The sequence below is a fragment of the Roseovarius sp. MBR-154 genome, from assembly GCF_053628595.1.
In genome coordinates, this window is record NZ_JBRJGR010000001.1 from 194569 (window position 1) to 220205 (window position 25637).

General features: G+C 63.5%; 19 protein-coding genes and 1 tRNA gene. 5 read left to right on the forward strand and 15 right to left on the reverse strand.

Annotation, left to right across the window (positions count from 1 at the left end):
* Window positions 1-62 precede the first annotated feature (62 nt).
* The 7 genes from ACSSV4_RS00935 to ACSSV4_RS00965 form a co-directional block, all read right to left on the reverse strand.
* A complete protein-coding gene (locus tag ACSSV4_RS00935; RefSeq protein WP_454272844.1) occupies window positions 63-2063 on the reverse strand; it encodes a hydantoinase/oxoprolinase N-terminal domain-containing protein in 2001 nt (666 codons plus the stop codon).
* Window positions 2064-2113: 50 nt separating this feature from the next.
* A complete protein-coding gene (gene queG / locus ACSSV4_RS00940) occupies window positions 2114-3166 on the reverse strand; it encodes a tRNA epoxyqueuosine(34) reductase QueG (RefSeq protein WP_454272846.1) in 1053 nt (350 codons plus the stop codon).
* Window positions 3167-3226: 60 nt separating this feature from the next.
* Complete coding sequence (gene fzlA / locus ACSSV4_RS00945; RefSeq protein ID WP_454272848.1) at window positions 3227-3892, reverse strand: FtsZ-binding protein FzlA; 666 nt, start codon at window positions 3890-3892, stop codon at window positions 3227-3229.
* 59 nt (window positions 3893-3951) lie between these two features.
* A complete protein-coding gene (mtgA, locus tag ACSSV4_RS00950; protein WP_454272850.1) occupies window positions 3952-4671 on the reverse strand; it encodes a monofunctional biosynthetic peptidoglycan transglycosylase in 720 nt (239 codons plus the stop codon).
* Window positions 4672-4722: 51 nt separating this feature from the next.
* Entirely contained in the window at window positions 4723-5223 is a 501-nt protein-coding gene (locus ACSSV4_RS00955) for a DUF1269 domain-containing protein (protein WP_454272851.1), read from the reverse strand.
* Window positions 5224-5362: 139 nt separating this feature from the next.
* Complete coding sequence (gltB, locus tag ACSSV4_RS00960) at window positions 5363-9895, reverse strand: glutamate synthase large subunit (protein ID WP_454272853.1); 4533 nt, start codon at window positions 9893-9895, stop codon at window positions 5363-5365.
* Window positions 9896-10003: 108 nt separating this feature from the next.
* Window positions 10004-11437: an NAD(P)-dependent oxidoreductase gene (locus tag ACSSV4_RS00965; RefSeq protein ID WP_454272854.1), complete on the reverse strand. Its 1434-nt coding sequence runs from the start codon at window positions 11435-11437 to the stop codon at window positions 10004-10006.
* Window positions 11438-11654: 217 nt separating this feature from the next.
* On the opposite strand from ACSSV4_RS00965, the gene ACSSV4_RS00970 reads away from it, so the two are divergent.
* Window positions 11655-12458, forward strand: a complete 804-nt coding sequence (locus ACSSV4_RS00970; RefSeq protein ID WP_454272856.1) for an undecaprenyl-diphosphate phosphatase — start codon at window positions 11655-11657, stop codon at window positions 12456-12458.
* Window positions 12459-12461: 3 nt separating this feature from the next.
* Here ACSSV4_RS00970 and ACSSV4_RS00975 read toward each other — a convergent pair whose 3' ends face one another.
* Complete coding sequence (locus ACSSV4_RS00975; RefSeq protein WP_454272858.1) at window positions 12462-13445, reverse strand: complex I NDUFA9 subunit family protein; 984 nt, start codon at window positions 13443-13445, stop codon at window positions 12462-12464.
* A 147-nt stretch (window positions 13446-13592) separates the two neighbouring features.
* Between ACSSV4_RS00975 and ACSSV4_RS00980 the strand changes: the two genes are divergently transcribed.
* Window positions 13593-13678: transfer RNA gene (locus ACSSV4_RS00980), tRNA-Leu, on the forward strand.
* Between the two features lie 153 nt (window positions 13679-13831).
* On the opposite strand, the gene ACSSV4_RS00985 is transcribed toward ACSSV4_RS00980, so the two are convergent.
* Window positions 13832-14200 carry a hypothetical protein gene (locus tag ACSSV4_RS00985; protein ID WP_454272860.1) on the reverse strand — a complete coding sequence of 123 codons (369 nt, stop codon included), beginning with the start codon at window positions 14198-14200 and terminating at the stop codon, window positions 13832-13834.
* 44 nt (window positions 14201-14244) lie between these two features.
* Between ACSSV4_RS00985 and ACSSV4_RS00990 the strand changes: the two genes are divergently transcribed.
* The gene (locus tag ACSSV4_RS00990) at window positions 14245-15057 is read left to right on the forward strand and encodes a calcium-binding protein (RefSeq protein ID WP_454272862.1); all 813 of its coding nucleotides are present in this window, start codon (window positions 14245-14247) and stop codon (window positions 15055-15057) included.
* A 530-nt stretch (window positions 15058-15587) separates the two neighbouring features.
* On the opposite strand, the gene ACSSV4_RS00995 is transcribed toward ACSSV4_RS00990, so the two are convergent.
* From ACSSV4_RS00995 to ACSSV4_RS01020, 6 genes are all read right to left on the reverse strand, one after another.
* The gene (locus ACSSV4_RS00995; protein ID WP_454272863.1) at window positions 15588-16790 is read right to left on the reverse strand and encodes a CaiB/BaiF CoA transferase family protein; all 1203 of its coding nucleotides are present in this window, start codon (window positions 16788-16790) and stop codon (window positions 15588-15590) included.
* Entirely contained in the window at window positions 16787-17560 is a 774-nt protein-coding gene (locus ACSSV4_RS01000) for an enoyl-CoA hydratase (protein WP_454272865.1), read from the reverse strand. Before ACSSV4_RS01000 ends, ACSSV4_RS00995 begins: the two co-directional genes overlap by 4 nt.
* 9 nt (window positions 17561-17569) lie before the next feature.
* The gene (locus ACSSV4_RS01005; RefSeq protein WP_454272867.1) at window positions 17570-18850 is read right to left on the reverse strand and encodes a TRAP transporter large permease; all 1281 of its coding nucleotides are present in this window, start codon (window positions 18848-18850) and stop codon (window positions 17570-17572) included.
* The gene (locus ACSSV4_RS01010) at window positions 18850-19404 is read right to left on the reverse strand and encodes a TRAP transporter small permease (RefSeq protein ID WP_454272869.1); all 555 of its coding nucleotides are present in this window, start codon (window positions 19402-19404) and stop codon (window positions 18850-18852) included. The genes ACSSV4_RS01005 and ACSSV4_RS01010 overlap by 1 nt, the downstream gene beginning before the upstream one ends.
* A 117-nt stretch (window positions 19405-19521) precedes the next feature.
* Window positions 19522-20496 carry a TRAP transporter substrate-binding protein gene (locus tag ACSSV4_RS01015; RefSeq protein WP_454272871.1) on the reverse strand — a complete coding sequence of 325 codons (975 nt, stop codon included), beginning with the start codon at window positions 20494-20496 and terminating at the stop codon, window positions 19522-19524.
* 121 nt (window positions 20497-20617) lie between these two features.
* On the reverse strand, window positions 20618-21802 hold the full coding sequence (locus ACSSV4_RS01020; RefSeq protein ID WP_454272873.1) for a pyridoxal-phosphate-dependent aminotransferase family protein: 1185 nt from the start codon (window positions 21800-21802) through the stop codon (window positions 20618-20620).
* A gap of 145 nt (window positions 21803-21947) precedes the next feature.
* Here ACSSV4_RS01020 and ACSSV4_RS01025 point away from each other — a divergent pair, with 145 nt between their 5' ends.
* Window positions 21948-24878: an FAD-binding and (Fe-S)-binding domain-containing protein gene (locus tag ACSSV4_RS01025; RefSeq protein WP_454272875.1), complete on the forward strand. Its 2931-nt coding sequence runs from the start codon at window positions 21948-21950 to the stop codon at window positions 24876-24878.
* A complete protein-coding gene (locus ACSSV4_RS01030) occupies window positions 24871-25566 on the forward strand; it encodes a GntR family transcriptional regulator (RefSeq protein ID WP_454272877.1) in 696 nt (231 codons plus the stop codon). Before ACSSV4_RS01025 ends, ACSSV4_RS01030 begins: the two co-directional genes overlap by 8 nt.
* The last annotated feature ends 71 nt before the right edge of the window (window positions 25567-25637 follow it).

Here is a 25637-nt window from a genome sequence, read left to right on the forward strand (position 1 = left end):
CCGTTCCCGAAATACTCCGGGGCGTGCGCCGCCCCGCGGCGACGGGGGCAGCGCCCCCTCTTTCAGACGGCGATCCGTGGCCGTCCACTTGCCTCTACCACAATCTCCGCTTCCAGAAACACCCGCCGTGCCTCGGCCTGCGCCTCTTTGACGTGGCGCGCGGCGGTAACGTGAATATCCACCGCCCCCGCCGCCTCGGCCTGGGCGCGGGTCTCGGCACGCAGCGCCGCCTCCAGCGCCGCCATCGCCGCGTCAGAGCCTGCATAATCCTCCGGCCCGCTGTCCAGATGCACGCGGTATTTGCCCTCCGACGGCGAGGTCACCGTCCCGCCGCGCCGGATCGTCACCCGGCCGACCACGGCACCGATGGCATTCGCCACCCCGGCATGTTCCGGCAGGATCATCTGACAGCCCAGCCGCGCGCCCACCGCCGGATAATAACAGGCGGCAGACGCTCCCAGCCCCACCACCGGCACGCCCAGCCCGGCGCTCAACCGCACCAACCCGTGATGCCCATCAAGGCCCTTCTGCATCAGCACATGCGCCGCCAGCGCCTCAGGCGGCAGGCCAAACTCCACGTCATCTTCCGCAAAAGCCGTCTCCAACAAGGCCAGACTCGTCTGATGCGTCAGACGGTCCACGATCATCCGCGCCAGCACCTCCGGCCCCTCAGCCAACCGGTTGCCCGATCCCGTCCGCTTGCGCGCCATCACCTCCAGCGCCATCCGCGCAGCCTCACCGTCCCAGCCTGCCTGCCGCCCCAGAACATGGCTCGCATCCGACGGCGTAACTCCGGCCACCTGCACCAGCCCGCGCCGCACCAGCCGCGCCAGCGCCGCATGATCCATCCGCGACCGCAGCACCTTGCCCACCGGCATCACTTCGTCCCTGATCCGGCCCAAAAGCGCCGTTTCCCGCTCGCCCAGCCCTCCGGACTCGATCCCCGGCACCGCCCGCACGAACCGCGCGTCATGCTCGCCCGGCGCACTCGCGCGCAGCTGATCCTCCAGCGCGGCATGCACCGCCGCACCCGCCTCCACCGCCATCAGGCTCACCGGCACCAGCCGGCGCGGGCCAAGGGTCACACCGCCCCGCAGCCCGGCATCCTGCACATGCACCTCGCTGTCGCCGCCCAGACCAAAGGTGCGCATCGCCACCGCCTCGACCATGGTGCGCCACGGTCCCACCCGCGCACCTTGCGGGTCAATCGCGGGCCGCCCGCCGGTCAGCACCGCCACATCGGTCGTCGTCCCGCCGATATCCGACACCAGCGCATGCTCCGCCCCGGTCATCCAGCGCGCGCCCACGATGCTCGCCGCAGGCCCGCTCAGGATCGTCTCTATGGGACGTTCCCGCGCCTGATCGGCACTGATCAAGGCCCCGTCGCCACGCACCACCATCAAGGGCGCAGTCATCCCCAGATCACGCAGCTTGCCCTCCGCCCGATCAATCAGCCGCGCGATCATCGCGATCAGCCGCGCATTCAAGAGCGCCGTCAACGCCCGCTTCGGCCCATTGAGCTTGGCCGACAGATGATGCGACAGGCTCACCGGCTTACCGGTGAGCTCGCGGATCATCGCCGCCGCCGCCAGCTCATGTGCAGGGTTACGCGTCGCAAAAAGCGACGCCACCGCATAGGCCGATGCGCCGGGATCGGTCTCTAACCATGCCAAAAGCGCGTCGCGATCCAGTGCTGCGGCCTCGCTCCCGGCATGGCTGTGCCCGCCCGCCAGCACAATCGACGGATCGCCACCCAGCGCCTCGGCCAGCCCATGCGCCTGCAAATCCGCCGCGCGAAACCCGATATAGACCAGCCCCGCGCGCCCGCCCTGTCCTTCGACCAGCGCATTCGTCGCCAGCGTCGTCGACAGCGACGCCAACCCGATCTCGGCCACGTCCACACCGCTCGCAGCCAGCACCGCCTCCACCGCAGCACCAATCCCGACCGCCAGATCATGCCGTGAGGTCAGCGCCTTGGCGCTCGCCACCACCTCGCGCTCATCCCGAATGAGCACAGCATCCGTATAGGTGCCGCCCGTATCCACGCCCAGAGCCAATGCCATGCGTCCGCACTCCCGTTCCGCCTTGCCAGCGGTGTACCGGGTTTCACGCGCTATGCCAGCCCGTTTGCGTCACGATCCAGTCGCTTGACCGCCCAACGCGCCGCATCCGCCACCGCCGCATCCGCATCCTCGCAATGGCCCTGCGCCACCGCCCGCAATGACATATCCCCCGAATTTCCGATCGCATAGAGCACGTTGCGCAGGAACCGGTCGCGCCCGATCCGCTTGATCGGATTCCCTGAAAACCGCGCCCGAAACCCGGCATCGTCCAGCGCCGCCAATTCCGCCAGCGTCGGGGCCACCAGATCCTCGCGCGCGTGATACTTCACCTCTCGCGCCTCGACCGCGAACTTGTTCCACGGGCAGACCGCCAGGCAATCGTCACAGCCATAGATCCGATTGCCCAGCAAGGGCCGCAGCGCCTCATCCACGGGCCCCTTGTGCTCGATCGTCAGATAGGAAATGCAGCGCCGCGCATCCAGTTGGTAGGGCGCCGGAAAGGCGTTCGTCGGACAGATATCCAGACAGGCCCGGCACGACCCGCAATGATCGACTTCCGCTGGATCAGTCTCTAATTCCAGCGTCGTGAACACCGACCCGATAAAGAACCAACTGCCCAGATCACGGCTCACCAGATTGGTATGCTTGCCCTGCCACCCGAGCCCCGCCGCTTGCGCCAGCGGCTTCTCGGGCACGGGGGCGGTATCGACAAACACCTTCACCTCGCCGCCCGCCTCAGTGATCAGCCAGCGCGCCAGCCGCTTCAGCCGCTTCTTGACCGTATCGTGATAGTCTCTGTTGCGGGCATAAACCGAGATATTGCCCCGATCCCGCCGCGCCAGCCCCGCCAGCGGATCCTCCTCCGGCGTATAGCTTTCCCCCAGCACGATCACCGTGCGCGCCTCAGGCCAGAGCACCTCCGGCGCGCCGCGCCAATGGGCACGCTCCTCCAGCCAGCCCATCTGCCCGTGATAGCCCTGCTCCAGAAACGCCGCCAGCCGCTCCGGCACATGGCCCACATCCCACGGACGACACAGCCGACAGGCATCGAACCCCTCGGCCCGCGCCTGCGCAACCAGTCTCTGTTTCAGCCCATCTTTCATCGTTCCGGCAAATACTCCGGGGGAGTCGCCGCTCGCGGCGACGGGGGCAGCGCCCCCAGACTAGAAGTCCAGATCGGCATAATGCGCCGGTGGCGGAAACCCGGAAACCTGATCCGCCAATATCCCCCGGAACGCCGGGCGCGACTTGATCTTGGCATACCAATCCTTGACCGCCTCAGAGCGGTGCCAATCCACATCCGAGATATAATCCAGCGACGACAAATGCGCGGCGGCCGCGAAATCCGCCAGCGTCATCACATCGCCGGCCAGCCAGCGCCGGTGATCCAGCAGCCAGGCCATGTAATCGAGGTGATACTTGATCGCCCGCGCGCCGTCCTTGACGTTCCGACTGTCGGGAAAGCCCTGCTTCATCACCTTCTTGTTGACCCGCTCATAGAGCAGCTTGGAGGTCACCTCGTGGTGGAACTTGTCATCGAACCACGCCACCAGCCGCCGCACCTCATAGCGCGCCTCGGCACTCTTCGGCATCAGCGAGGGCTCGGGATATTTCTCTTCCAGATATTCACAAATCGCCGCGCTTTCGGCCATGGTCTTGCCGTCGATCTTCAGCACCGGCACCTTGCCCGCCGGGTTCCGGCGCAGAAAATCCGGGTCCTGTTCCCAATAGCGTTCCTCGGCCAGTTCGCATTCGATCTTCTTCTCCGCAAGGCTCAGCCGCACCTTGCGGCAGAACGGGGAAAGCGGAACGTGATAGAGCTTGGCCATCGTCAGACTACCTCGAGGTTACGGAAACCGCCCCTCCATGCCCCCTTTGGGGGCGATTTTCAATCCTCGAAACAGGCGGCGCGCCCGTCCCGGTCAATTGTCGCCGCCCCGTCCATGATGCTGGCGGCGCGCTTGCGCAGCGCCGCACTCGGCGATGCGGCCGAGCGATCCTTGGGGTTGGGCAGCACGGCGGCGAGGCGCGCCGCCTGCACCGCGCTCAGATCGGCGGCGCTCACGCCAAAGTAATGCCGCGCCGCCGCCTCGACGCCGAACACGCCCGCGTCGAACTCCGCCACGTTCAGATAGACCTCGACGATCCGCCGCTTTGGCCACAGCGTCTCGACCACCGGGGTCATCACCGCCTCCAGCGCCTTGCGCGCCCAGTTGCGCCCGTGCCAGAGATAGACATTCTTCACGACCTGCTGGCTCAGTGTCGAGGCCCCGCGCCCGGACCCTTCGGCAATCGCGGTGCGAATCGCCCCCATGTCAAAGCCCCAGTGCTGGCAGAAATTGGCATCCTCCGCCGCCACCAGCGAGCGCGCCATCACCGGCGCGATCCGCGCCATCGGCACCCAATCGTGACTGATCTGCCCCAGCCGCCGTTCTTCCTGTCCCATGAAATAGGTGCGCGGCGGCTCGATGATCCGATGCGCGGCGATCACCCCGGTTACGACCAGCGCCGAAAGCAGCACGTAATACACCGCCCACCGCCGCAGCCAGCGCAGCGGTCGGATGCGTGCCCGCTTCGAAGAGCGGGAGGATGTGCGTGCCCGTGCCATGGGTAAGCTATACTGCGCGGCGAAGGGCGGCAAAACCCGCTTTGATCTTCATCACTCTGTTTTACCAGTCTGGATCAAGCCCCGAAGCCGGACCTCCTCTTCCCCGTCAAGCGGTGACTGGATCAAATGGCCCGTCTCGGGAAAGGCGGCAATCTCCTCTAGCAGAGCATCGGTATCCATGTCGCGCACCAGCAGGCAAAGCGCCGATCCGCCCTTGGGCAATGACTCGGCAATCTCTTTCAGGAATGTGCTGTCAATACCGGGATCACGGAACTGTCCCACAACCGCGCCCGTTGCGGCCCCGGCCACCGCGCCCGCGACCGGCACCAGAAAGGCCGCCCCCAGAACCAGACCCCAGATCGTGCCACCGACCACCTGCATCGTCGGCACACTGGCAGGCCCGTGAAGCTCTACCGCGCCGGTCTCATCACGGGTCGCCAACTTGATGTCCTGCGTTTCCAGCTTTTGCAGGCGGCGTATTCCACGCAGATGCGCGTCAAGCTCAAAGGCCCCGTCAGATGTCTCGAAGGTAATGATCAGAAGGTCAGACACGGGATCGTTCTCCTCTCGGCTGTGCGCGGCACGCAAAGACGGGGCGGATCAGCCCCGACACGTGCCCGCGTCGCCAAGAGTAACGCAGCAGGCAAGGACCGAAAACCGGTCCCTGCCTGTCACGCGCAACGCGTCCGCCTCATTCCGCCGGAATCGCCTCGTGTCTGATACCCAGCGGATGCTCCAGCTTGTCGAGCATTTCCTTCGGGCAGAACTGCACGAAGCGGTCCTTCTCGAGATCCCAGTATTGCAGGATATCCTGCCCGCGCTGCGATCCGGTCTCGGCCACGTGTCGCTCGATCAGACCCTTGAGCTCAGACTCCCAATGCGGCTCCGTCACCGGGCAACTTACCAGGGTTTCGCCGTTGACCAGCGTCTGCGCGCGACCCTCGGGGTCATAGACATAGGCCATGCCGCCGGTCATGCCCGCGCCGAAATTGGCCCCGATCTCACCCAAGATCACCGCCGCACCCCCGGTCATGTATTCACACCCGTTGGAGCCGCAGCCCTCGATCACCACATGCGCGCCCGAGTTGCGCACCGCAAACCGCTCTCCGGCACGCCCGGCGGCAAAGAGATAGCCTGCCGTCGCCCCATAAAGCACGGTGTTGCCGATGATCGTATTCTCGGCCGCCACCAGCGGGCTCGCCATCGGCGGGCGCACCACGATCGTGCCACCGGACAGGCCCTTGCCGACATAGTCATTGGCGTCGCCACTGACCTCGATCTTCAGCCCCGGCGCGGCGAATGCCCCCAGCGATTGCCCGGCACTGCCGGTCAGCTTCACCGTCAGGTGATCCGGTTGCAGCGTATTGCGCATCCCGAACTTGCGCACGATATGGCTCGAGACCCGCGTGCCCACCGTCCGGTCGGTGTTCTGCACCGCGTAATGCAGTTGCATCTTCTCACCGTCATTCAGGAACCGCTGCGCATCCCGCACAATCTCTGCATCCAGCGTGTCGGGCACCTCGTTGCGCGGGCGGTTGCGGTCATAGCGGATGTCCTTGGCCCCATCCACGGTGATCAGCATCGGGTTGAGGTCGAGATCATCGAGATGCGCCGAGCCTCGGCTGACCTGCGTCAGCAGATCTGCCCGGCCAATCACCTCATCAAGACTGCGCGCGCCGATGCTTGCCAGCACTTCCCGCACCTCCTGCGCGTAGAAGGTGATGAGGTTCACCACCTTCTCGGCGGTGCCGGTGAACTTCTCGCGCAACGCCTCGTCCTGCGTGCAGACCCCCACGGGGCAGGTATTCGACTGACACTGCCGCACCATGATGCAGCCCATCGAAATCAGCGCCGCCGTGCCGATGCCGTATTCCTCGGCCCCCATCATCGCCGCCATGACGATATCGCGCCCGGTGCGCAGCCCGCCATCGGTGCGCAGCGTGATCCGCTCGCGCAGGTTGTTCATGCTCAGCACCTGATGCGCCTCGGTCAGGCCCATCTCCCACGGCAAACCGGCATATTTGATCGACGTCGCCGGGCTCGCCCCGGTGCCGCCATTATGCCCCGAGATCAGGATCACATCCGCCTTGGCCTTGGCCACACCGGCGGCAATCGTGCCAACGCCGGACTGCGCCACCAACTTGACGCAGACCTTGACCGTCGGGTTGATCTGCTTGAGGTCATAGATCAGCTGCGCCAGATCCTCGATACTGTAGATATCGTGATGCGGCGGCGGGCTGATCAGCGCCACACCCGGCGTCGCATGCCGCAGCCGCGCGATCAGCTTCGTCACCTTCATGCCGGGGATCTGCCCGCCCTCACCGGGCTTGGCGCCCTGCGCGACCTTGATCTCCAACTCCTCGCAATGGTTGAGATACTCCGCCGTCACACCAAAGCGCCCCGACGCCACCTGCTTGATCTTGGCAGACGGATTGTCGCCATTCGCCTCCGGCGTGAAATGCGCCGGGTCCTCGCCGCCCTCGCCACTGTCCGAGCGTGCGCCGATCCGGTTCATCGCCACATTGAGGGTTTTATGCGCCTCGGGCGACAGCGCCCCCAGCGACATCCCCGGCGTGACAAACCGCTTGCGGATCGCGGTCACGCTCTCCACCTCTTCCAGCGGGATCGCCTCGCCCATCGGCTTGATCGCCATCAGGTCGCGCAGATGCGTCGGCGGGTTGTTCTGCATCGCCGCCGAATAGCGCTTCCACAGCTCATAACTCGCCTTGTTGCAGGCCATCTGCATCATGTGCATGGTCTGCGCGCCCCAGGCATGGGTCTCGCCCGACTTGCGCGCCTTGTAGAACCCGCCGATCGGCAGGATATCCTGCCCGCCCCGGAAGGCCCGGCCATGCACCTCTTCCAGCTTGCCCTGAATGCCCGACACACCGATTCCCGAGATCCGGCTCGTGAGCCCCGGGAAATACTCCGCACACATCGCGCGGCTCAGTCCCACCGCCTCGAAATTCAGCCCGCCGCGATACGAGGAAATGACCGAGATCCCCATCTTCGACATGATCTTGAGCAATCCCTGATCAATCGCCGAGCGATAGCGCGCCACCGCCTCGGTCAGGCTGCCCTCGATCAGCCCCCGGTCGATCCGGTCACTGATGCTGTCCTCGGCCAGATAGGCGTTGACCACGGTCGCCCCGGCACCGATCAGCACGGCGAAATAATGCGGGTCGATGCATTCAGCCGAGCGCACGTTCAGGCTACAGAAGGTCCGCAGCCCCTTTTGCGTCAGATGACTATGCACCGCCGAGGTGGCCAGGATCATCGGCATGCCGACACGGGCTTCCCCGAGGTTCTGATCGGTCAGGATCAGATGCCCGGTGCCCGAACGCACGGCATCCTCCGCCTCGGCCCGGATCCGCTCCAGCCCCTTTTGCAGCGCGGTCTTGCCTGCACTAAACGTGCAGTCGATCACCGCCACATCGGCGTTGAACTGCCGGATCATCTCATCCCATTGCGCATTGCCCACAAACGGGCTTTCCAGCACCAGGATCTCGGTCTGCGCGCTCGACTCATCCAGCACGTTCTTGAGATTGCCGAACCGCGTCTTGAGGCTCATCACCCGATATTCGCGCAAACTGTCAATCGGCGGGTTCGTCACCTGACTGAAATTCTGCCGGAAAAAATGGCTCAACGGGCGATACTGCTTGGACAGAACAGCACTCGGCGTGTCGTCGCCCATGCTGGCAATCGCTTCCTTGCCGTCCTCGGCCATCGGCGCGAGGATCTGCTCCAGCTCCTCCATGGTATACCCGGCCGCGATCTGCCGCTTGCGCAGCTCACCGCCCTTGTAGATCGGCACCTCGGTCACGGCGGCCAGCTTGTCATCCAGCTCGTTGATCTTGCCGACCCACTCGCCAAACGGCTGTGCATTGGCCAGTTTGTCCTTCATTTCCGCGTCGTGATAGAGCTTGCCCTCGACCATATCCACGGCCAGCAACTGACCGGGGCCAAGCGCGCCCTTTTCCTTCACCTTGGTCTCGTCGATTGGCACCATCCCGGCCTCGGACCCGGCAATCAGCAGCCCGTCACCCGTCACCACATAGCGCATCGGGCGCAGCCCGTTGCGGTCAAGACCGGCGCAGACCCAGCGGCCATCGGTCATGGCAAGGGCTGCCGGTCCGTCCCACGGCTCCATCACCGAGTTGCAGTAGGAATACATGTCGCGCCATGCCTGCGGCAGTTCCTCGCGTTGCTTCGACCACGATTCGGGCACCAGCATGGTTTTCGCCATCGGCGCATTGCGCCCGGCGCGCACCAGCACCTCGAACACCGCGTCGAGCGCGGCACTGTCCGACGAGCCTTGCGGGATGATCGGCTTGATATCCTCGGCCCGCTCGCCAAAGGCCGAAGACGCCATGCGAATCTCGTGGCTCTTCATCCAGTTGGTGTTGCCCTTCAGCGTGTTGATCTCGCCGTTATGCGCCAGCATCCGGAACGGCTGCGCCAGCCACCATTGCGGGAAGGTGTTGGTCGAATAACGCTGGTGATAGATCGCAAACGCGCTCTTGAACCGCTCGTCCATCAGGTCGGGATAGAACACCGCCACCTGCTCGGCCAGCATCATGCCCTTGTAGATGATGCTCCGGCAGGACAGGCTCGCGATATAAAGGCCGTTGATCCCGGCGGCCGCGACCGCCTTTTCGATCCGGCGGCGGATCACGTAAAGCTCGCGCTCGAACTCTTCTTCCTCCAGCCCCTTGGCATCGGAAATCAGGATCTGCTCGATCTCGGGCCGGGTCGCATTGGCCTTTTCGCCCAGGCAGGTGATATCGACCGGCACGTGCCGCCAGCCATAGATCGTGTGACCCATGCGCAGCACTTCGGTTTCCACGATGGTCCGGCACTGCTCCTGCGCGCCGAAATTGGTGCGCGGTAGAAACACCTGCCCGACCGCGACAAGTCGGCTTTCGTCCGGCTCATGCCCGGTGCGGCGAATCTGGTCATAGATGAACGACACCGGGATCTGCACATGAATACCCGCGCCATCGCCGGTCTTGCCGTCGGCATCGACAGCCCCCCGGTGCCAGATCGCCTTGAGCGCATTGATCCCCGCCTCGACGACCCGGCGCGACGGCTCCCCGTCAATCGACACAACGAGGCCGACACCGCAGGACGAATGCTCCTCCTCATGGGCATACATGCCGTTCGCGGCCATCCAGTCGCGCTTGGCCTCTTCCTTGGCCATCCAGTCCTGATCGAATTTTGTCATCGGTCTTCACCCTTCCTTTACCCGGTGGGTCAGGTTGTCTGTCTTATCGCCTCAAAGCACTCCGCCGGGGCACCGCCGCAATACCGACGTGATACCGACGTTTTACCGCTATTCCGCCGCAACGGCCTGCGCATCGCCCAGATACTCGAGAATCGCCGCCGCCGAATCGCGCCCGTCACGGATCGCCCACACCACGAGGGACGCCCCCCGCACGATGTCACCGACGGCGTAAACACCCTCCATCGCGGTCTGCCCGGTGGTGAACTCCGCCTTGACGGTGCCCCAGCGGGTGACCTCCAATTCCTTTTGATCCCAAAGGGTTGGCAGGTCTTCGGCCTCAAAGCCGAGCGCCTTGATCACCAGATCGGCAGGCTCGTCATGCTCGGCGCCGTCGATGGGTTCCGGGCTCTGGCGTCCCGTCGCATCCGGCGCGCCGAGGCGCATCTTCTGCACCTTCACGCTCGTCACCGGGTCACCGGCAAAGCCAATCGGCGCGCTAAGCCACTCAAACTTAACGCCTTCTTCCTCGGCATTGGCCACCTCACGCTGGCTGCCCGGCATGTTCTCTCGGTCGCGGCGATAAAGGCAGGTCACCGATTTTGCGCCCTGCCTTACGGCGGTGCGCACACAATCCATTGCGGTATCGCCGCCACCAACCACAACAATTCGCTTGCCCGAGGCATTCAACTCGCCGCTGTCATACTCCGGCACCGTGTCGCCAAAGCCGACGCGATTGCTCGCCGTCAGGTAATCAATCGCCCGCACGATACCGCCCGCGCCCGATCCGGGCCCTTGCAGATCGCGGCTCTTGTAGACCCCGGTGGCGATCATTACCGCATTGTGTTTGTTACGAATTTCCTCAAAGGTGATGTCCGTTCCGACATTGCAGTTCAGCACGAATTCGACGCCGCCTTGCTCCAGCTGATCGACCCGGCGCATGACCACGTCCTTCTCCAGCTTGAAGCCGGGAATGCCATAGGTCATCAGCCCGCCGCCCCGGTCATAGCGGTCATAGACCGTCACCTGAACGCCCGCCCGCCGCAGCACATCCGCGGCGGCAAGGCCCCCGGGGCCGGCACCGATTATACCAACGGATTCAACACGTTCCACCGCAGGCTTGATCGGCTCGACCCAGCCTTCTTCCCAAGCCGTGTCGGTGATGTACTTCTCCACCGCGCCAATCGTGACCGTGCCATGACCCGATTGCTCGATCACGCAGTTGCCCTCGCACAGCCGGTCCTGCGGGCAGATACGCCCGCAAATCTCGGGAAAGGTATTGGTCAACTGACTGATTTCATAGGCTTCCTTAAGGCGGCCTTGAGCGGTCAGCTGCAACCAGTCAGGGATATTGTTGTGCAGCGGGCAATGCGTCTGACAATAGGGCACGCCACATTGGCTGCACCGTCCGGCCTGTTCCTTGGCCTTGGCATCGGCATATTCGGCATAGATTTCATGGAAATCCTGCCGACGCGCCTCTGCCGCCCGTTTCTCAGGCATGTCCCGCCCGACCGTCACGAATTTCAGCATCGGTTGCTTTGCCACAACGTGCCCTCCCAAAGTCTTTGCACCGCACGTCTCTACTCCAACACTTACTGGATTAAAAGTCAGAAGATATGACCTATATGCATAAATACGACATGGAAGTTTTGATAAAAGTAAAAATTTCATGAATACTAGGTCCGATTCGGACTCGTATTGTCGATTGCGCCACAAACACAAAGGTTTATAGCTGCACTCGTAGTAAGCAGGGCCTTCAAGAATGACGTTATTTCACATCCTCCTCGTCGCCGTCATTCAGGGAATCACCGAGTTTCTGCCGATCTCCTCCTCCGGTCATCTCATTCTGCTGCCGAAACTCACCGGCATGGCGGATCAGGGATTGATGATCGACGTCGCGGTGCATGTCGGCACGCTCTTCGCCGTGGTGATCTACTTCTGGTCCGACGTACGGGGGGCCTTGATCGGCCTGCCTGGCGCGCTTGCGGGGCGGGCCGACACGCCCGGTGCACAACTGGCGCAGCTTCTGCTCGTCGCCTCAATCCCGGTGATCGCCTTCGGCGCCTTGCTCAAGCTCTCCGGCTATGATGAAAGCCTGCGCTCGATCGAGGTGATCGGCTGGGCCACGATCATCTTCGGGCTGGTGCTCTACTGGGCCGACAAGATCGGTCGACGCAAGAAAACCACCGAGGACTGGAATATCACCGATGCGATGGTAATAGGTGTCTGGCAGGCCATCGCCCTCATTCCGGGCACGTCGCGCTCTGGCATCACCATAACCGGCGCGCGTTTCCTCGGCTATCGGCGGCAGGAAGCAGCGCGCATCTCGATGCTGATGTCGATTCCAACCATTGTCGCAAGCGCCGTACTGCTCGGAACCGAAGCGGCGATAGAGGCCGATCCGTCTACCCTCATCAGTGCCGCGACCGCCGCCGCCTTCGCCTTTGTGGCGGCTCTCGCCGCACTCGGCCTGATGATGCGGCTCTTGCGGAGTGTCAGCTATACGCCCTACGTGATCTATCGGCTCGTGCTTGGTGTGTTCCTGCTGGGAGTAGCCTATAGCTGACAGTCAGAGACTGCGCAGGTTTCGGGCCGATTCCTTGATCGCCTCGTATTGCCCCGCAGGCCGAAAGCGCCAGAGATAATCAGGCAGCACGGCCTCGATCGCCGCAGGTGTGATACCCAGATCGGCAAAGCCCCTGGCCCCTTCGCTCACCACATTGTCCACCCGCAGGCTGCGTACCTGGTCGCGGGTGATCTGCGGCGGAACGAGACCGAATGTCACCGTCTGCACCAGTTCCATCGCCCGAGCCATCGCAGCGGCGACGCCAAACGGAATGTTCACGATCAAGCGCCGTCGGCGTATGATCTTGAGCATTACGCGCATCAACTCACTGAACGTGGCCACCTCCGGTCCGCCAAGCTCGTAAATGCCCGGTGCCGCCTGACCCTTCGCCCCTAGCGCTGCAGCATGGGCCACGTCATCGGCATAGACCGGCTGAAACTTCGTGTCGCCACCCACCACGGGCAGCACAGGGCCGAAGCGCGTCATTCCCGCGAAACGATTGAAAAACTGATCCTCGGGGCCAAAGACGACCGACGGGCGCAGGATCACGGCCTGCGGAAAATGCGCAAGGATTCCGGCCTCTCCGGCGGCCTTGCTCTGGGCGTATTCGCTGTCGGATTGCGCATCGGCACCAATGGCCGACAGATGCACGAGGTGGCTTACACCCTCTTCGGCGGCCAGCCGCGCGATGCGCGTGGCTCCCTCGGCCTGCACGGCCTGGAAATTGTTACGCCCCTTGCGGTCGAAGGTGCCGACGCAATTCACCACCGCATCGGTCCCGTGCATCACCGCGCGCACACTGTCATCGTCGCGGATATTGCAAAAGACCGGTTCGACCTGACCGACATTGCCATAGGGTTTGACATGCATAGCCTCGTTGGGCCGCCGCACCGCCACCCGCACCCGCCATCCCGCCTGCGCCATGCGGCGCGCGATGTAACGGCCGACGAAACCTGATCCGCCATATATGGTGACGAGCTTTGACATGAGAAGCCTCCGGAATGCGCGCGTTCAACCCCTTTCCTATCCACCAACACGGCGTTGGACAAGATGATAAGACGATTGCGACAGATCGCGCAAAATCGCCGTTGACACCGGATCGGTCCGCCTCTAAACGCCTGCCTCACGACACCTGCCCAGGTGGCGGAATGGTAGACGCGCTGGCTTCAGGTGCCAGTGGCCGCAAGGCCGTGGAGGTTCGAGTCCTCTCCTGGGCACCACTAGTCAATCCTAAAACCCGGAATTTGTTGATTTTCTGAGGTTTTGGGTGAATGATTAAGAGAATTTGCCCCACACATTGACCCACACGCGCCCCGCCGACATGAAAGCCGACGAGGGGGATTTCTTCTATGATGACGATGGCAGTGGGCTGGTCACACGCGAAATGCGTACTTGATGTCCCGCTCCGGATCAGTGAGCCGCGCAGCGTGCCAGCTCAGCGCCGTGTCGAACTCCGGGCCGTAGTACGCTTCCTCGATTTCTGCGAGGGGCGCACCAGTCACGCAGAGAAGCTCATCCATGACGGTCTGCAGACGCAGCGTGAGGGTCCGGCCACCTTTGGTCGCCTGAACCTGTTCAGCGATTTCTCGAACGGCTGCTTGTTCGCCGACATCGGGATCCGCCCGGATCTGACGAAACACGCTGTCGAGGCTTTCGCCGTGGTCGTCGAGATAATCGAAAAGGCGATCCAGCACCGTGGATCGGAGAGCAGGGAATGTAGGAACGATGGTAAGCTGGTTCATTTTGGAACCTCTCGCGACCAGCTCGCGGCGGAGGCCACGATTGCTTGAATTGGCGCGGTCAGGGCAGCGGCATCGACGATACAATCACAGGCAGTTCTGCGGCCGACACGATCTTCGGCGGCGACGGTAACGACACGATCGAGGCCGTCGGCGGCGGCCTGATCGAGGGCAACGCCGGTGACGACACCTTCATCGTGAAGAACAACAACGTGGTCGGCGATACCGACACCCTGGAAGGCGACCTGTTCGACGGCGGCACTGGCACCGACCTCTTCGATGCCAGCAACGAGTTGTCCGCTGCCTGGGTGATCATTCTGGATGCCGGAACGGTGGATAGGGGTGCGTCCGGCGTTCGCACGGTCGCGCTGGCGAACTTCGAGCTGGCGAACTTCGAGAATGTCATTGGCAGCCAGCTTGGTGATTTGATCACCGGCGACAGCAACGCCAATGTGCTGCAGGGCATCGCGGGCGACGATACCATCAACGGCGGCGGCGACGTGATCGACGGCGGCACGGGTCAGGACACGATCGACGGCGGCGACGGGTTCGACCTGCTGACCGGCGGGGCCGGTGCGGATATCTTCGTGTTCCGCGACAACTTCGGCGAGGACGTGATCACCGATTTCGGCGGTGGCGACGTGGCGCGGGTGTTCGGGCTGACCCCGGGCTTCGACAGTTTCTCGGATTTCGACGTGACCGGGGACGGGGTGATCGACGCGAACGACGCGGCGCTGACCAGCAATGTCACCGCGACCGCCGATTTCCTCGAGCTGAGTTTCAACGCAAGCGGCACGCTGCGGATCCTGTTCGAGGATGTCACCAGCCTCGGCAGCAGCGATCTCGATCCGTTATCGTGACGAAAATGAAGCCGCAGGGCTCTTGGGAGATAGTCCCGCGACCCAAGCCCGGTTCTGTCCCAAATGGTACACGACTTGGTTTATGCGACGCCCTTTACGGGCCTCATTGGTCAGGTTGTTCCATGAGTTGAGGGCCTGATCGGGTTGATTGCGTATCCAGTTCCGCAGAGCATCGAGTCCGGTTCGAAACCAGGTCTTTTCGCGTCTGCCGTCGGCGTTGTCGAGACATGACTTTTCTGGCCATGGCGCGGATTGCGAAACGATAGGCCCATGTGACGTTGCGCGCGATGACGACCAGCAGGGTCGCACGCTTGTCGGAGACGCGGATATGAGTGTCTTCGATCTAGAGGGCACCCAAATATCCACATTAGACTGTTGATAGAGGCGAACAGAGCAAGGTATCCGAGGACACATTGAGCCAAGTTAAAAAGCGATTAATGTAAAAGACGAACAAATAAAAACAATATGAAACAATGATTTGCCCCGCATTCTGGGCATCAATTTCCCCGAACATAGCCGCTCATAACTACTTAAGCGGCGATAACCGCACCAGCCGCGACCATCGCCTCGATCTCTGTCGCGTCATACCCCGCCTCTTGCAGCACCTCACGGCTGTGCTGACCCAGAACCGGCGCGGCGCGACGCAGGCTGGCCGGGGTCTCGCTGAACTTGACCGGATGGCCCAGGGTCTTGATGCGGCCCGCCACCGGATGATCCACCTCGACGATCATCTCGCGGGCAAGAGCCTGCGGGTCGGCCTGCATTTCAAGTATATCCAGCACGGGCCCGGCGGGCAGTCCGGCGCGTTCCATCCGTTCCAGCCAGACTGCCGAGGACTCGTGACGCAGATAGCCGTTGAGGATCTCCTCCAGCTCTTTCAGATGCTGCATCCGGTCGTGGTTAGAGGCAAAGCGCGGATCGTCGTTCAACTCCGGTGCGCCGATCACGTCGAGAAAGCGCAGCCAGTTGCGCTGATTGGCGGCACCCACATTGATCCAGCCATCCGCCGTCTCGAAGGCCTGATAGGGGCCGTTCAGGGGATGCGCCGAGCCCAGCGGGCCGGGGGACACGCCGGTGGCGAAGGCAATCGCCGATTGCCAATAGGTCTGGGTGATCGCTGCCTCGAAAAGCGATGTGTCGACCTTTTGCCCCTCACCCGTCTGCAACATCCGCGCATAGGCTGCCGAGACGCCCATGGCCGCCACGATTCCGGCTGTGATGTCAGAGACCGGCGCGCCGGTCTTGACCGGGGGCCGCCCCGGTCCCTCGCCGGTGATCGACATGAGCCCCGACATGCCCTGCGCGATAAGGTCGAAGCCGCCGCGCTGCGCATAGGGCCCGGTCCGGCCAAAGCCCGAGATTTCGCAATAGATAAGCCGCGGATTGATCGCACGCAGGTCCTCATATCCCAGCCCCAGCCGTTCCATCGTTCCCATGCGGTAATTCTCGATCACCACATCGGCCTCTTCCAGAAGGCGGTGCAGCGCCTTGACCGCCTGCGCATCCTTGAGGTTCAGCGCCACTCCCCGCTTGTTGCGGTTCATCATCATGTAGGCGGCGGATTCGCCCTCAATCGCAGGCGGGACAAACCGGCGGCTGTCATCGCCATCGGGCTTTTCGACCTTGATCACATCGGCACCCATATCGGCCAGCATCAGGCCACAGACGGGCCCGGCCATGATATGCGCCAACTCGATCACCTTCATCCCCGCAAGTGGGCCTTGTTCCGTCATGTCCCACTCCATTCGGGTTTTTCCTTGGCCAGGAACGCCTCCAGCCCGTGGCGGAAATCCCGGCTCATGTAGCACATCTCGATCAGGTCGGCGTCCTCAACCCTTGTGGCTGCGCTTACCCGGCGCATTGCCTCTTTGGTGGCGCGCAGCGTCAGGGGGGCCAGCTGCGCAAGCGTGTCGGCCAGTTCCCCGGCACGGGCCATCAAGGCATCTTCGTCTTCCAGAACCTCGGTGACGAGGCCACAGCCCTGCGCCTCCTGCGCACCGATCAGGCGGGCGGTAAAGATCATCTCGCGCACGCGTCCTGCTCCCATCAGCGACGACAGCCGCGCCAGGTTGGCCGCAGCCAGGCAATTGCCAAGGGTGCGCGCGATGGGAAAGCCGAACTTGAGATTGGCGGTCGCGATGCGGATATCGCACGCCCCGGCAATCGCGGCCCCGCCGCCGGTGCAGGCCCCGTTTATGGCGGCGACCGTGGGCAACGGGCACCGCTCCACCGCCTCCAGCACGCTCTCGATCCGGGCCTCGTAATCAAGCGCATCCTGCGCCTTGTCAAAAGCGCGAAACTGCGTCATGTCGGTGCCCGCCGCGAACGCCTTGCCCCCCGCGCCGTGAATGACCAGGGCGCGAATGCTGCCATCGGTCGGCACCTCGCGGCACAGCGTGGCCAGCCCCTCATACATCTCGAAGGTCAGCGCATTGCGCGCCTGCGGGCGGTTGAAGGTGATCCAGAGCGTTTGGCCCCGAGCCGTCGTCGTGATCTCGCTCATGATAGCCCCTTACCGGTAAAAGTATTCGACGAGGAACAGCGGCACCGACGGCACATAGGTGCATAGCATCAGCACCGCTAGGAGCACCATGATGAACCAGATATTGACCTTGGACACTTCCCAGATATTGGCCCGCGCCACCGCGCAGGCGGTGATCAGCACGGAGGCCACGGGCGGGGTCTGTTGACCGATGGCAAGGTTCAGCGTGACCACCAGACCGAAATGCACCGGGTCGATGCCCGCCACCGTGATCAGCGGCATGACAATCGGGATCACAAGGATGATCGCCGCAGCCGAGTGCAGAAAGAACCCGATCACCAAGAAGAAGAAGTTGAGAATGAGCAGGATCGCCCATTGCTGATCTGTGATGTTGAGAATGCCCTGCGCCAGTTGCTGCGGGATCTGCGCGCGGGTCAGGAACCCGCCCATCAGCACCGAGGCCGCGACCAGCAGCATCACCACAGCGGTCTGCATGCCGCCATCCAGCATGGCCCGGCGCAGATGCGCGATGTCGATCTGCCGATACCAGATCGAGACCACAATGGCCGCGATCACTGCAAGGCCCGCCGCTTCGGTCGCGGTGACGAAACCGCCGAAGATGCCGCCGAGGATAATCACCGGCAGGGTGAAGGCGGGCAGCGCGTCGATGAAGGTCTCGCGCAGGCGGGGCATGTTGAACGCTTCTTCGGTGGGCAGGTTGTAGCGCCGCGCGAAGATATAGGCGACCATCATCAGCCCGAACGCCCCCAGAAGGCCCGGCACCACACCGGCGACGAATAACTGCTCTACCGAGGTGTTGGCCGACGCCGCATAAAGGATCATCGGGATCGACGGCGGAATGATGATCGCCAACGAGGCCGAAGAGGAGGTGACGGCGGCCGAAAGTTCCTTGGAATAGCCGCGTTTCTTCATTTGCGGAATGAGAATCGAGCCCATCGCCGCCACATCGGCCACGGCAGAGCCCGAGATTTCGGCAAAGAACAGCGACACGCCGATATTGACCATGGCGAGGCCACCGCGCACGAACCCGATGATCGCCGAGACGAAGTTGATCAGCCGGTCGGTGATGCCGCCCGCATTCATGATCGCCCCTGCCAGCACGAACATCGGGATCGCGATCAGCGAGAACTTGGTCGAGCCGTCATACATGTCGAGGGCGATGGTCACGAGGCTATCGGCCCCTTCGGTGGCCAGAAGGCCCATGACACCCGCAAGGGCCAGCCCGATGGCAATCGGCACATTGATGCAGATCATCGCCACGAGGGCCAGGAAAATCGCCAGCATCAGCATCAGCCGCGCTCCTTGTTCTTTTCCATTTCGGTTTCGACCTCTTCCTCGATCTCGGCATGTTCAAGCGATATGCCCTGCGCGGTCTTGGCCCAGTAATTCGGCAGGCTCAGCAATTGGCAGATGATGAAGAGGACCGCCCCGATGGGAATGACCGATTGGGTGAACTGCACCGGCACCCAGGGCAGCGAGGTCAGGCTGTCACCCTCCAGCACCTCCAGCACCTGAAAGCCCGCCCGCGCCATCAGGACGAAGAATGTCAGCACCAACGCCTCGCCCACCAGCACCGCCAGCATTCGCGCGCGTGGTGGAATGGCGAGCAGCACCGTGTCAAAGCCGATATGTCGCCGGTGCAGCGCCGCAAGCGCCGAGCCGTAGTAGGTGATCCATGCAAGCATGATCGCCGCCACTTCGTCATACCAGGAAAAGCTCTGCCCCATCAGGCGGGCGAGCACGGCCACGATCACGATGGCGGTAAGGCCGACCATCAGCAGAACGGTGGTCCATTCCAGAAGACGGCTTGCGATCCGGTTCGTTCGGTGAAGGAGAGCGTTCATTCGGGCCTGTCTTGCGCTGCATCAACCCCTCCCGTCACGCAGGCGCGCCGGGACCGGGCCGTCATTCATGTGTCAGGGATCATCCGGCGGCCCCGGTCAGGGCCACCGGACCGGCGCTCAGCTGGCGTTGCCGAGCGCAAGCACCTTGTCGATCATCTCCTGCCCGCCATCGACTTCGGCGGCAAAGGCCTCGTAGATCGGCTTGGAGGCGGTGATGAAGGCGTCCTTGTCGGCCTCGTTCACCTCGACCCCGGCTTCCTTGATCACGTCAAGCAGTTCGGTCTCAAGCTCCGCCGCCTTCTCATAGGTGAAGGTCTGCGTCTCTGCCGCGCAGTCGCTCAGCATCGCCTGCACCTCGGGGGAATGCTTGCCGAAATGCTTTTCCGAGGCGAGGATATAGGCGGGCGTGTAGACATGCCCGGTGATCGAGAGATACTTCTGCACCTCCTGGAACTTGGCCGAGGCGATCTGCGCATAGGGGTTTTCCTGCCCGTCGATCACGCCGGTCTGCAACGCGGTGAACACGTCCGAGAACGCCATCGGGGTCGGGTTGGCGCCGTACTCCTGGAACATCTTCACGCGCCATTCACCGTTGGGCGTGCGCAGCTTGATGCCGTTCAGATCCTCGGGCTGGTTGATCGGGCGGATATTGTTGGTGATGTGGCGAAAGCCGTTCTCGGCCAGACCGACGATATGATAGCCGTTGTCGTTGGCCGCCGTCTGGAACGTGTCCATCATCGCGTCCTGCACGCGGCGCATGTGGTCACGATCCTTAATGATATAGGGCATCTCGAAAATGCCGAACACGCTGTCGACCGAGGACATCACCGACGAGGGCAGCGCGAAATCGACCTGCCCCAGCTTGAGCTTCTGCAACAGCTCCTTGTCCTTGCCAAGTTGCGACGATCCGAAGGTCTGAACCTCGACCGAGCCGTCGGACTTGTCGGCCACACAGCCCGCGTAATGGTTGGCCGTCGCCTCGAAGAGCGAGCCCGGCGCGCCGACATGGCCGAATTTCAACGTCGTGTCGGCCGCCGTGGCGGGCACCGCCGCGAACGAGGCCACAACGGCTGCAATCAGAGTATTTTTCATTATCTTTCCTCCCTTGGTTTCAGTGTCCCGCACGGCTTCTTCCGAGCGGTGGTCTTTGCGTTGCCCGAATGTCTCGGGTGCGCTCCGCGCAAGCTCCTCCTCCCGCGCGGAACGTCCGCCGTCAGGCGGCGGCGCGATTGGCCTGGGCGGTCTGACCCAGAACCTCCATCGCGGCCTGAACCCCGCCCGCGCGATATGGCACGCCCGCATCGCGCAGGCCCATCTCCACACCGGCCAGCGTGCCGATCAGCATCAGATCGTTGAAATCGCCCAGGTGCCCGATCCGGAACACCCGGTCGGCGACCTTCGACAGGCCATTGCCGAGCGACATGTCATAATTGCGCAAGGTGACAGCTCGGAAATTGTCGGCCGAATGCCCCTCGGGCATCATCACGGCGGTCAGCACCGGCGAGCAGTCGGAGGGGGTATTGCACAGCACCTCCAGCCCCCAGGCCTCGACCGCTGCGCGCGCCGCAGCACCATGCCGCCGATGCCGGGCAAAGACGTTTTCCAGCCCTTCCTCGTGCAGCATGTCGATCGCCTCGTTGAGACCGTAGAGCAGGTTGGTCGCGGGCGTGTAGGGGAAATAGCCGGTGTCGTTCGGCCCGGCCATCTCGGCCCAGCTCCAATATGACCGGATCAGCCCCGCACTCTCGGACGCCGCCATCGCCTTGTCACTGACGGCATTGAAGGACAGGCCCGGCGGCAGCATCAGCCCTTTTTGCGAGCCGGAGACGGTGACATCCACGCCCCACTCGTCGTGCCGGTAATCGACCGAGGCGAGCGAGGAAATCGTATCCACCATCAAGAGCGCCGGATGCCCCGCTGCGTCGATGGCGCGGCGCACCGCGGCCACATCGGTGACAGAGCCGGTCGAGGTCTCGTTATGCACGACGCAAACCGCCTTGATGTCTTGGCCTGTGTCGCCGCGCAGATGCTCCTCGATGGCCGCCGCATCGGCCCCGCCACGCCAGTCGCCCTCGATGAAAACGGGGTTCAGGCCCAGCTTCTCGGCCAGTTTCTTCCACAACATGGCGAAATGCCCGGTCTCGTACATCAGTACCGTGTCGCCGGGCGACAGCGTGTTGACCATTGCGGCCTCCCACGCGCCGGTGCCCGAGGACGGGTAGATCACCACGCGGCCCTCGGTCTTGAAAATGCTCTTCATCCCTTCCAGCGCCTTGCGCCCGACATCGGCAAAGGCCGGGCCACGGTGATCCATCGTCGGATAGCCCATCGCTCGCAGGATGCGGTCGGGCACGTTCGACGGCCCCGGAATTTGCAGAAAATGGCGGCCAGCAGGCATGTCGTTCCTCCCCAAGATGACGGCACCTGCGCCCGCGAGGGGCCGAGTGGCGAAGACTCGGAGGCAGGTGAATTTTGTTGAATTGAATTCTGAATTCAATATTCTGTCAAGACATTATCTCAAGCCACCACCGGATCGGGGGACCATGCTGGACAGCGCCATTCAAGACCGCCTCAGCCGCGAGGTACGGGGCGAGACCCGCTTTGACGCCTTTTCACGCGGGCGTTATGCGACCGATGCCTCGATCTATCAGATCATGCCTGCGGGCGTGATCGTGCCCCGCGCGCCCGATGATATCGCCGCCGCTATTGAGGCTGCCCGTAGCGCTGAAATCCCGCTCACCATGCGTGGCGGCGGCACCTCGCAATGCGGGCAGACGGTGAATTCCGGGCTGATCGTCGATTGCTCCAAGCACCTCAATCGCATCCTCGAGTTGGATGTCGAGGGGCGGCGTGCCGTGGTCGAGCCGGGGATCGTGCTGGATGACCTCAACCGGGCGCTGAAACCGCACGGGCTCTGGTTTCCGGTCGATGTCTCCACCGCCTCGCGCGCCACCATCGGCGGCATGGTGGGCAACAATTCCTGCGGATCCCGCTCGCTGCGTTACGGCACGACGCGGGATAATGTCGCCCGAATCGAGGGCTATCTCGCCGATGGAACGCCGTTCGATTTTGGCCCCGGATCGGGCAATCGCGTGCCAGAGGCGCTCTTGCGGCAGATGCTCGACCTCGGCAAGCGCGAGGCCGAGGAGATCGCCGCGCGCTTCCCGCAGGTGCAGCGTCGCGTCGGCGGCTACAATATCGACGCGCTGGTGCCAGGCGACACGCCGATCAACCTCGCCCATCTTCTGATCGGCTCCGAGGGCACGCTCGCCACCTCCACCGCCATCGAGATCGACCTCTCGCCCCTGCCCTCCAAGACCAGCGTCTTGGGCGTGTGCCATTTCCCCACCTTCCGCGCCGCGATGGAGGCCGCGAAATCGCTGGTGGCGCTTGGCCCCACCTCGGTCGAACTGGTGGACAGCACCATGATCGACCTCGCCCGCGCGATCCCGCTTTATGCGAGAACGCTGGAGCAATTCGTGCGCGGGCAGCCAGCGGCGATGCTCTTGGTCGAATTCGCCGACAGCCCGTCTGAGAACGAAGAGAACATGGCGCGCCTGTCCGATACCATTTCCGATCTTGGCTATGGGTTCGGCAAGGGCGGCAACCACGAGGGCGGCGTCGTCGAGGTCTGGGACATGGCCCTTGCCGCCGAGATCGGCGAATTGCGCAAGGCCGGGCTCAACATCATGATGTCGATGAAAGAGGCGGGCAAGCCTGTCTCGTTCGTCGAGGATTGCGCCGTGCCGCTCGACCATCTGGCTGACTACACCGACCGGCTGACAGAGGTCTTTCATGCGCATGGCACCACCGGCACATGGTATGCCCATGCCTCCGAGGGCTGCCTGCATGTGCGCCCGGTCCTGAACCTCAAGCTGGAACACGATGTGCGCAAGATGCGCGAGATCGCCGAAGCCGCGTTCGAGATGGTGCGTGAGTATAAAGGCTCGCATTCCGGCGAACATGGTGACGGCATCGTGCGATCCGAGTTTCACTGCGCGATGTTCGGTCCGCGTATCCTGCGCGCGTTTGAGGAGGTCAAGGCGGCGTTCGATCCCGACTCGCGCCTGAACCCCGGCAAGATCGTGCATGCGCCGAAAATGGATGACCGCAGCCTGATGCGCTATCCGCCGGGCTATGATTTCGCCGATCTCAAGACCGGGCATGACTGGTCTGCCTGGCCCGGAAAGGGTGGCGGATTTCAGGGTGCGGTCGAGATGTGCAACAACAACGGGGCCTGCCGCAAGCTGGCCGGCGGCGCGATGTGCCCCAGCTACCGGGTGACGCGCGATGAGCGCGACGTGACGCGGGGCCGCGCCAACACGCTGCGCCTCGCGCTCTCGGGTCGCCTGGGCAAGGATGCGCTGTTCTCGGACGAGATGGCCGAGACGATGAAGCTTTGTGTGGGCTGCAAGGCCTGCAAGCGTGAATGCCCCACGGGCGTCGACATGGCCAAAATGAAAACCGAGGTGCTCTATCAGCGCGGCCAGAAACTGGGGTTCGGTCTGCGGGCGCGACTGATCGCCGAGATGCCGCGCTATGCGCGCCTCGCCGTCGCGCTGCGTGGCCTCATTGCCCTGCGCAACCGCGTGCCGTTTCTGGCCGCATTGGGCGAGCGCATCACCGGGCTGGCGCGCGCGCGGTCCCTGCCGATGTTTCGGGGGGATTATTTCCGCGATGCGGAGGTGAAGCGCGCCCGCGCCTCGACCAAGGCGGGCAAGGTCATTCTCTTCACCGATACGTTCAACCGCTGGATGGAGCCGGATATTCCCCGCGCCGCGCTGCGTGTGCTGTCGCGGGCAGGCTACGAGGTGATCGCCGCCCATGCCCCCGGTCGCCCTCTCTGCTGTGGCCGCACCTATCTGGCGGCGGGGATGATCGACAAAGCCCGCGCCGAGGCACGGCGCACGCTCGACGCGCTCCTGCCGCATATCCGCGCGGGCGTGCCTTTGGTCGGGCTGGAGCCCTCGTGCCTCCTGACCCTGCGCGACGAGTTCCTGACACTCTTGCCCGGCGAGGACGCGCGCCTCTTGTCAGATAACGCCTTTCTCTTTGAGGAGTTCATCGCCCGCGAATCCCGCGCCGGAAGGCTGAACCTGACGCTTTCCTCTCTCGGGCAGACCGCCCATGTCCACGGCCATTGCCATCAAAAGGCGGCAGGCGTGATGGGGGATATGGGCCAGGCGCTTGCCCTCATCCCCGAACTCGATCCGCAAAACATCGAGAGCAGTTGCTGCGGGATGGCAGGCGCGTTCGGCTATCAGGCGGAGACCATCGAGGTTTCGCAGAAAATGGGTGAATTGTCCCTGCTGCCCGCCGTGCGCGCGGCTGCCCCCGATGACCTTGTGATCGCCAACGGCACATCCTGTCGTCACCAGATCGCCGATGGCACAGACCGACGCGCGCTGCATATCGCGGAAATCTTCGACAGGGCGTCGGAAAATGCTGTAAGGGAGGTCCGCAACGATGGATGACCAAAGCCAAGAGACCCCGATGACCGCCCTCAAACCCGATCCGATCGGCCGCACCGCGCTCGCCGTCGAGATCACCAACCGCCTGCGCCAGATGATCCTCGAAGGCCAGTTGCAGCCCGGCGAGAAAATCAACGAAAAGGCCCTGACCGAGCAGTTCGGCGTCTCGCGCACGCCACTGCGCGAGGCGCTCAAGGTGTTGGCGGCCGAAGGTCTACTCGATCTCATCCCGCATCGTGGCGCGGTGATCACCCGCCAGAGCGAGGCCGAACTGGCCGAGGTGTTCCGCGTGCTGGCCGCCCTCGAAGGGCTGGCGGGGGAACTCGCGGCGGAACAGGCAGCGGATGCGATCCTGCAGGAAATAATGCGACTGACACAGGAATTACGCCGCACCTTCGAGCAGGCGGACCGCCCGACCTATTTCCGTATCAACCAGGCGATCCACAATGCCATCCTCGCGGCCACCGGTAATGACACGCTGCTGCGTTCGCATGAATTGCTGGCCTTCCGCGTCCAGCGGGCGCGCTATCAGGCCAATCTCACGCCGGAACGCTGGCGCGCGGCGGTCGAGGAGCACGAGGCCATCGCAGAGGCGCTCTGCAACCGCGATGCCGAGCGGTCGGGAAAGCTCATGAAGGAGCACCTGCTGCGCAAGTTCCATTCGATCCGCGGCAAGGCGCAGCAGGCCTGAACCAGCGCCGAGCGCGCACCGTGTGCACTCTGTCGCAGGGGGGCGAATTCATTTTTTCTAGAACTATGCTA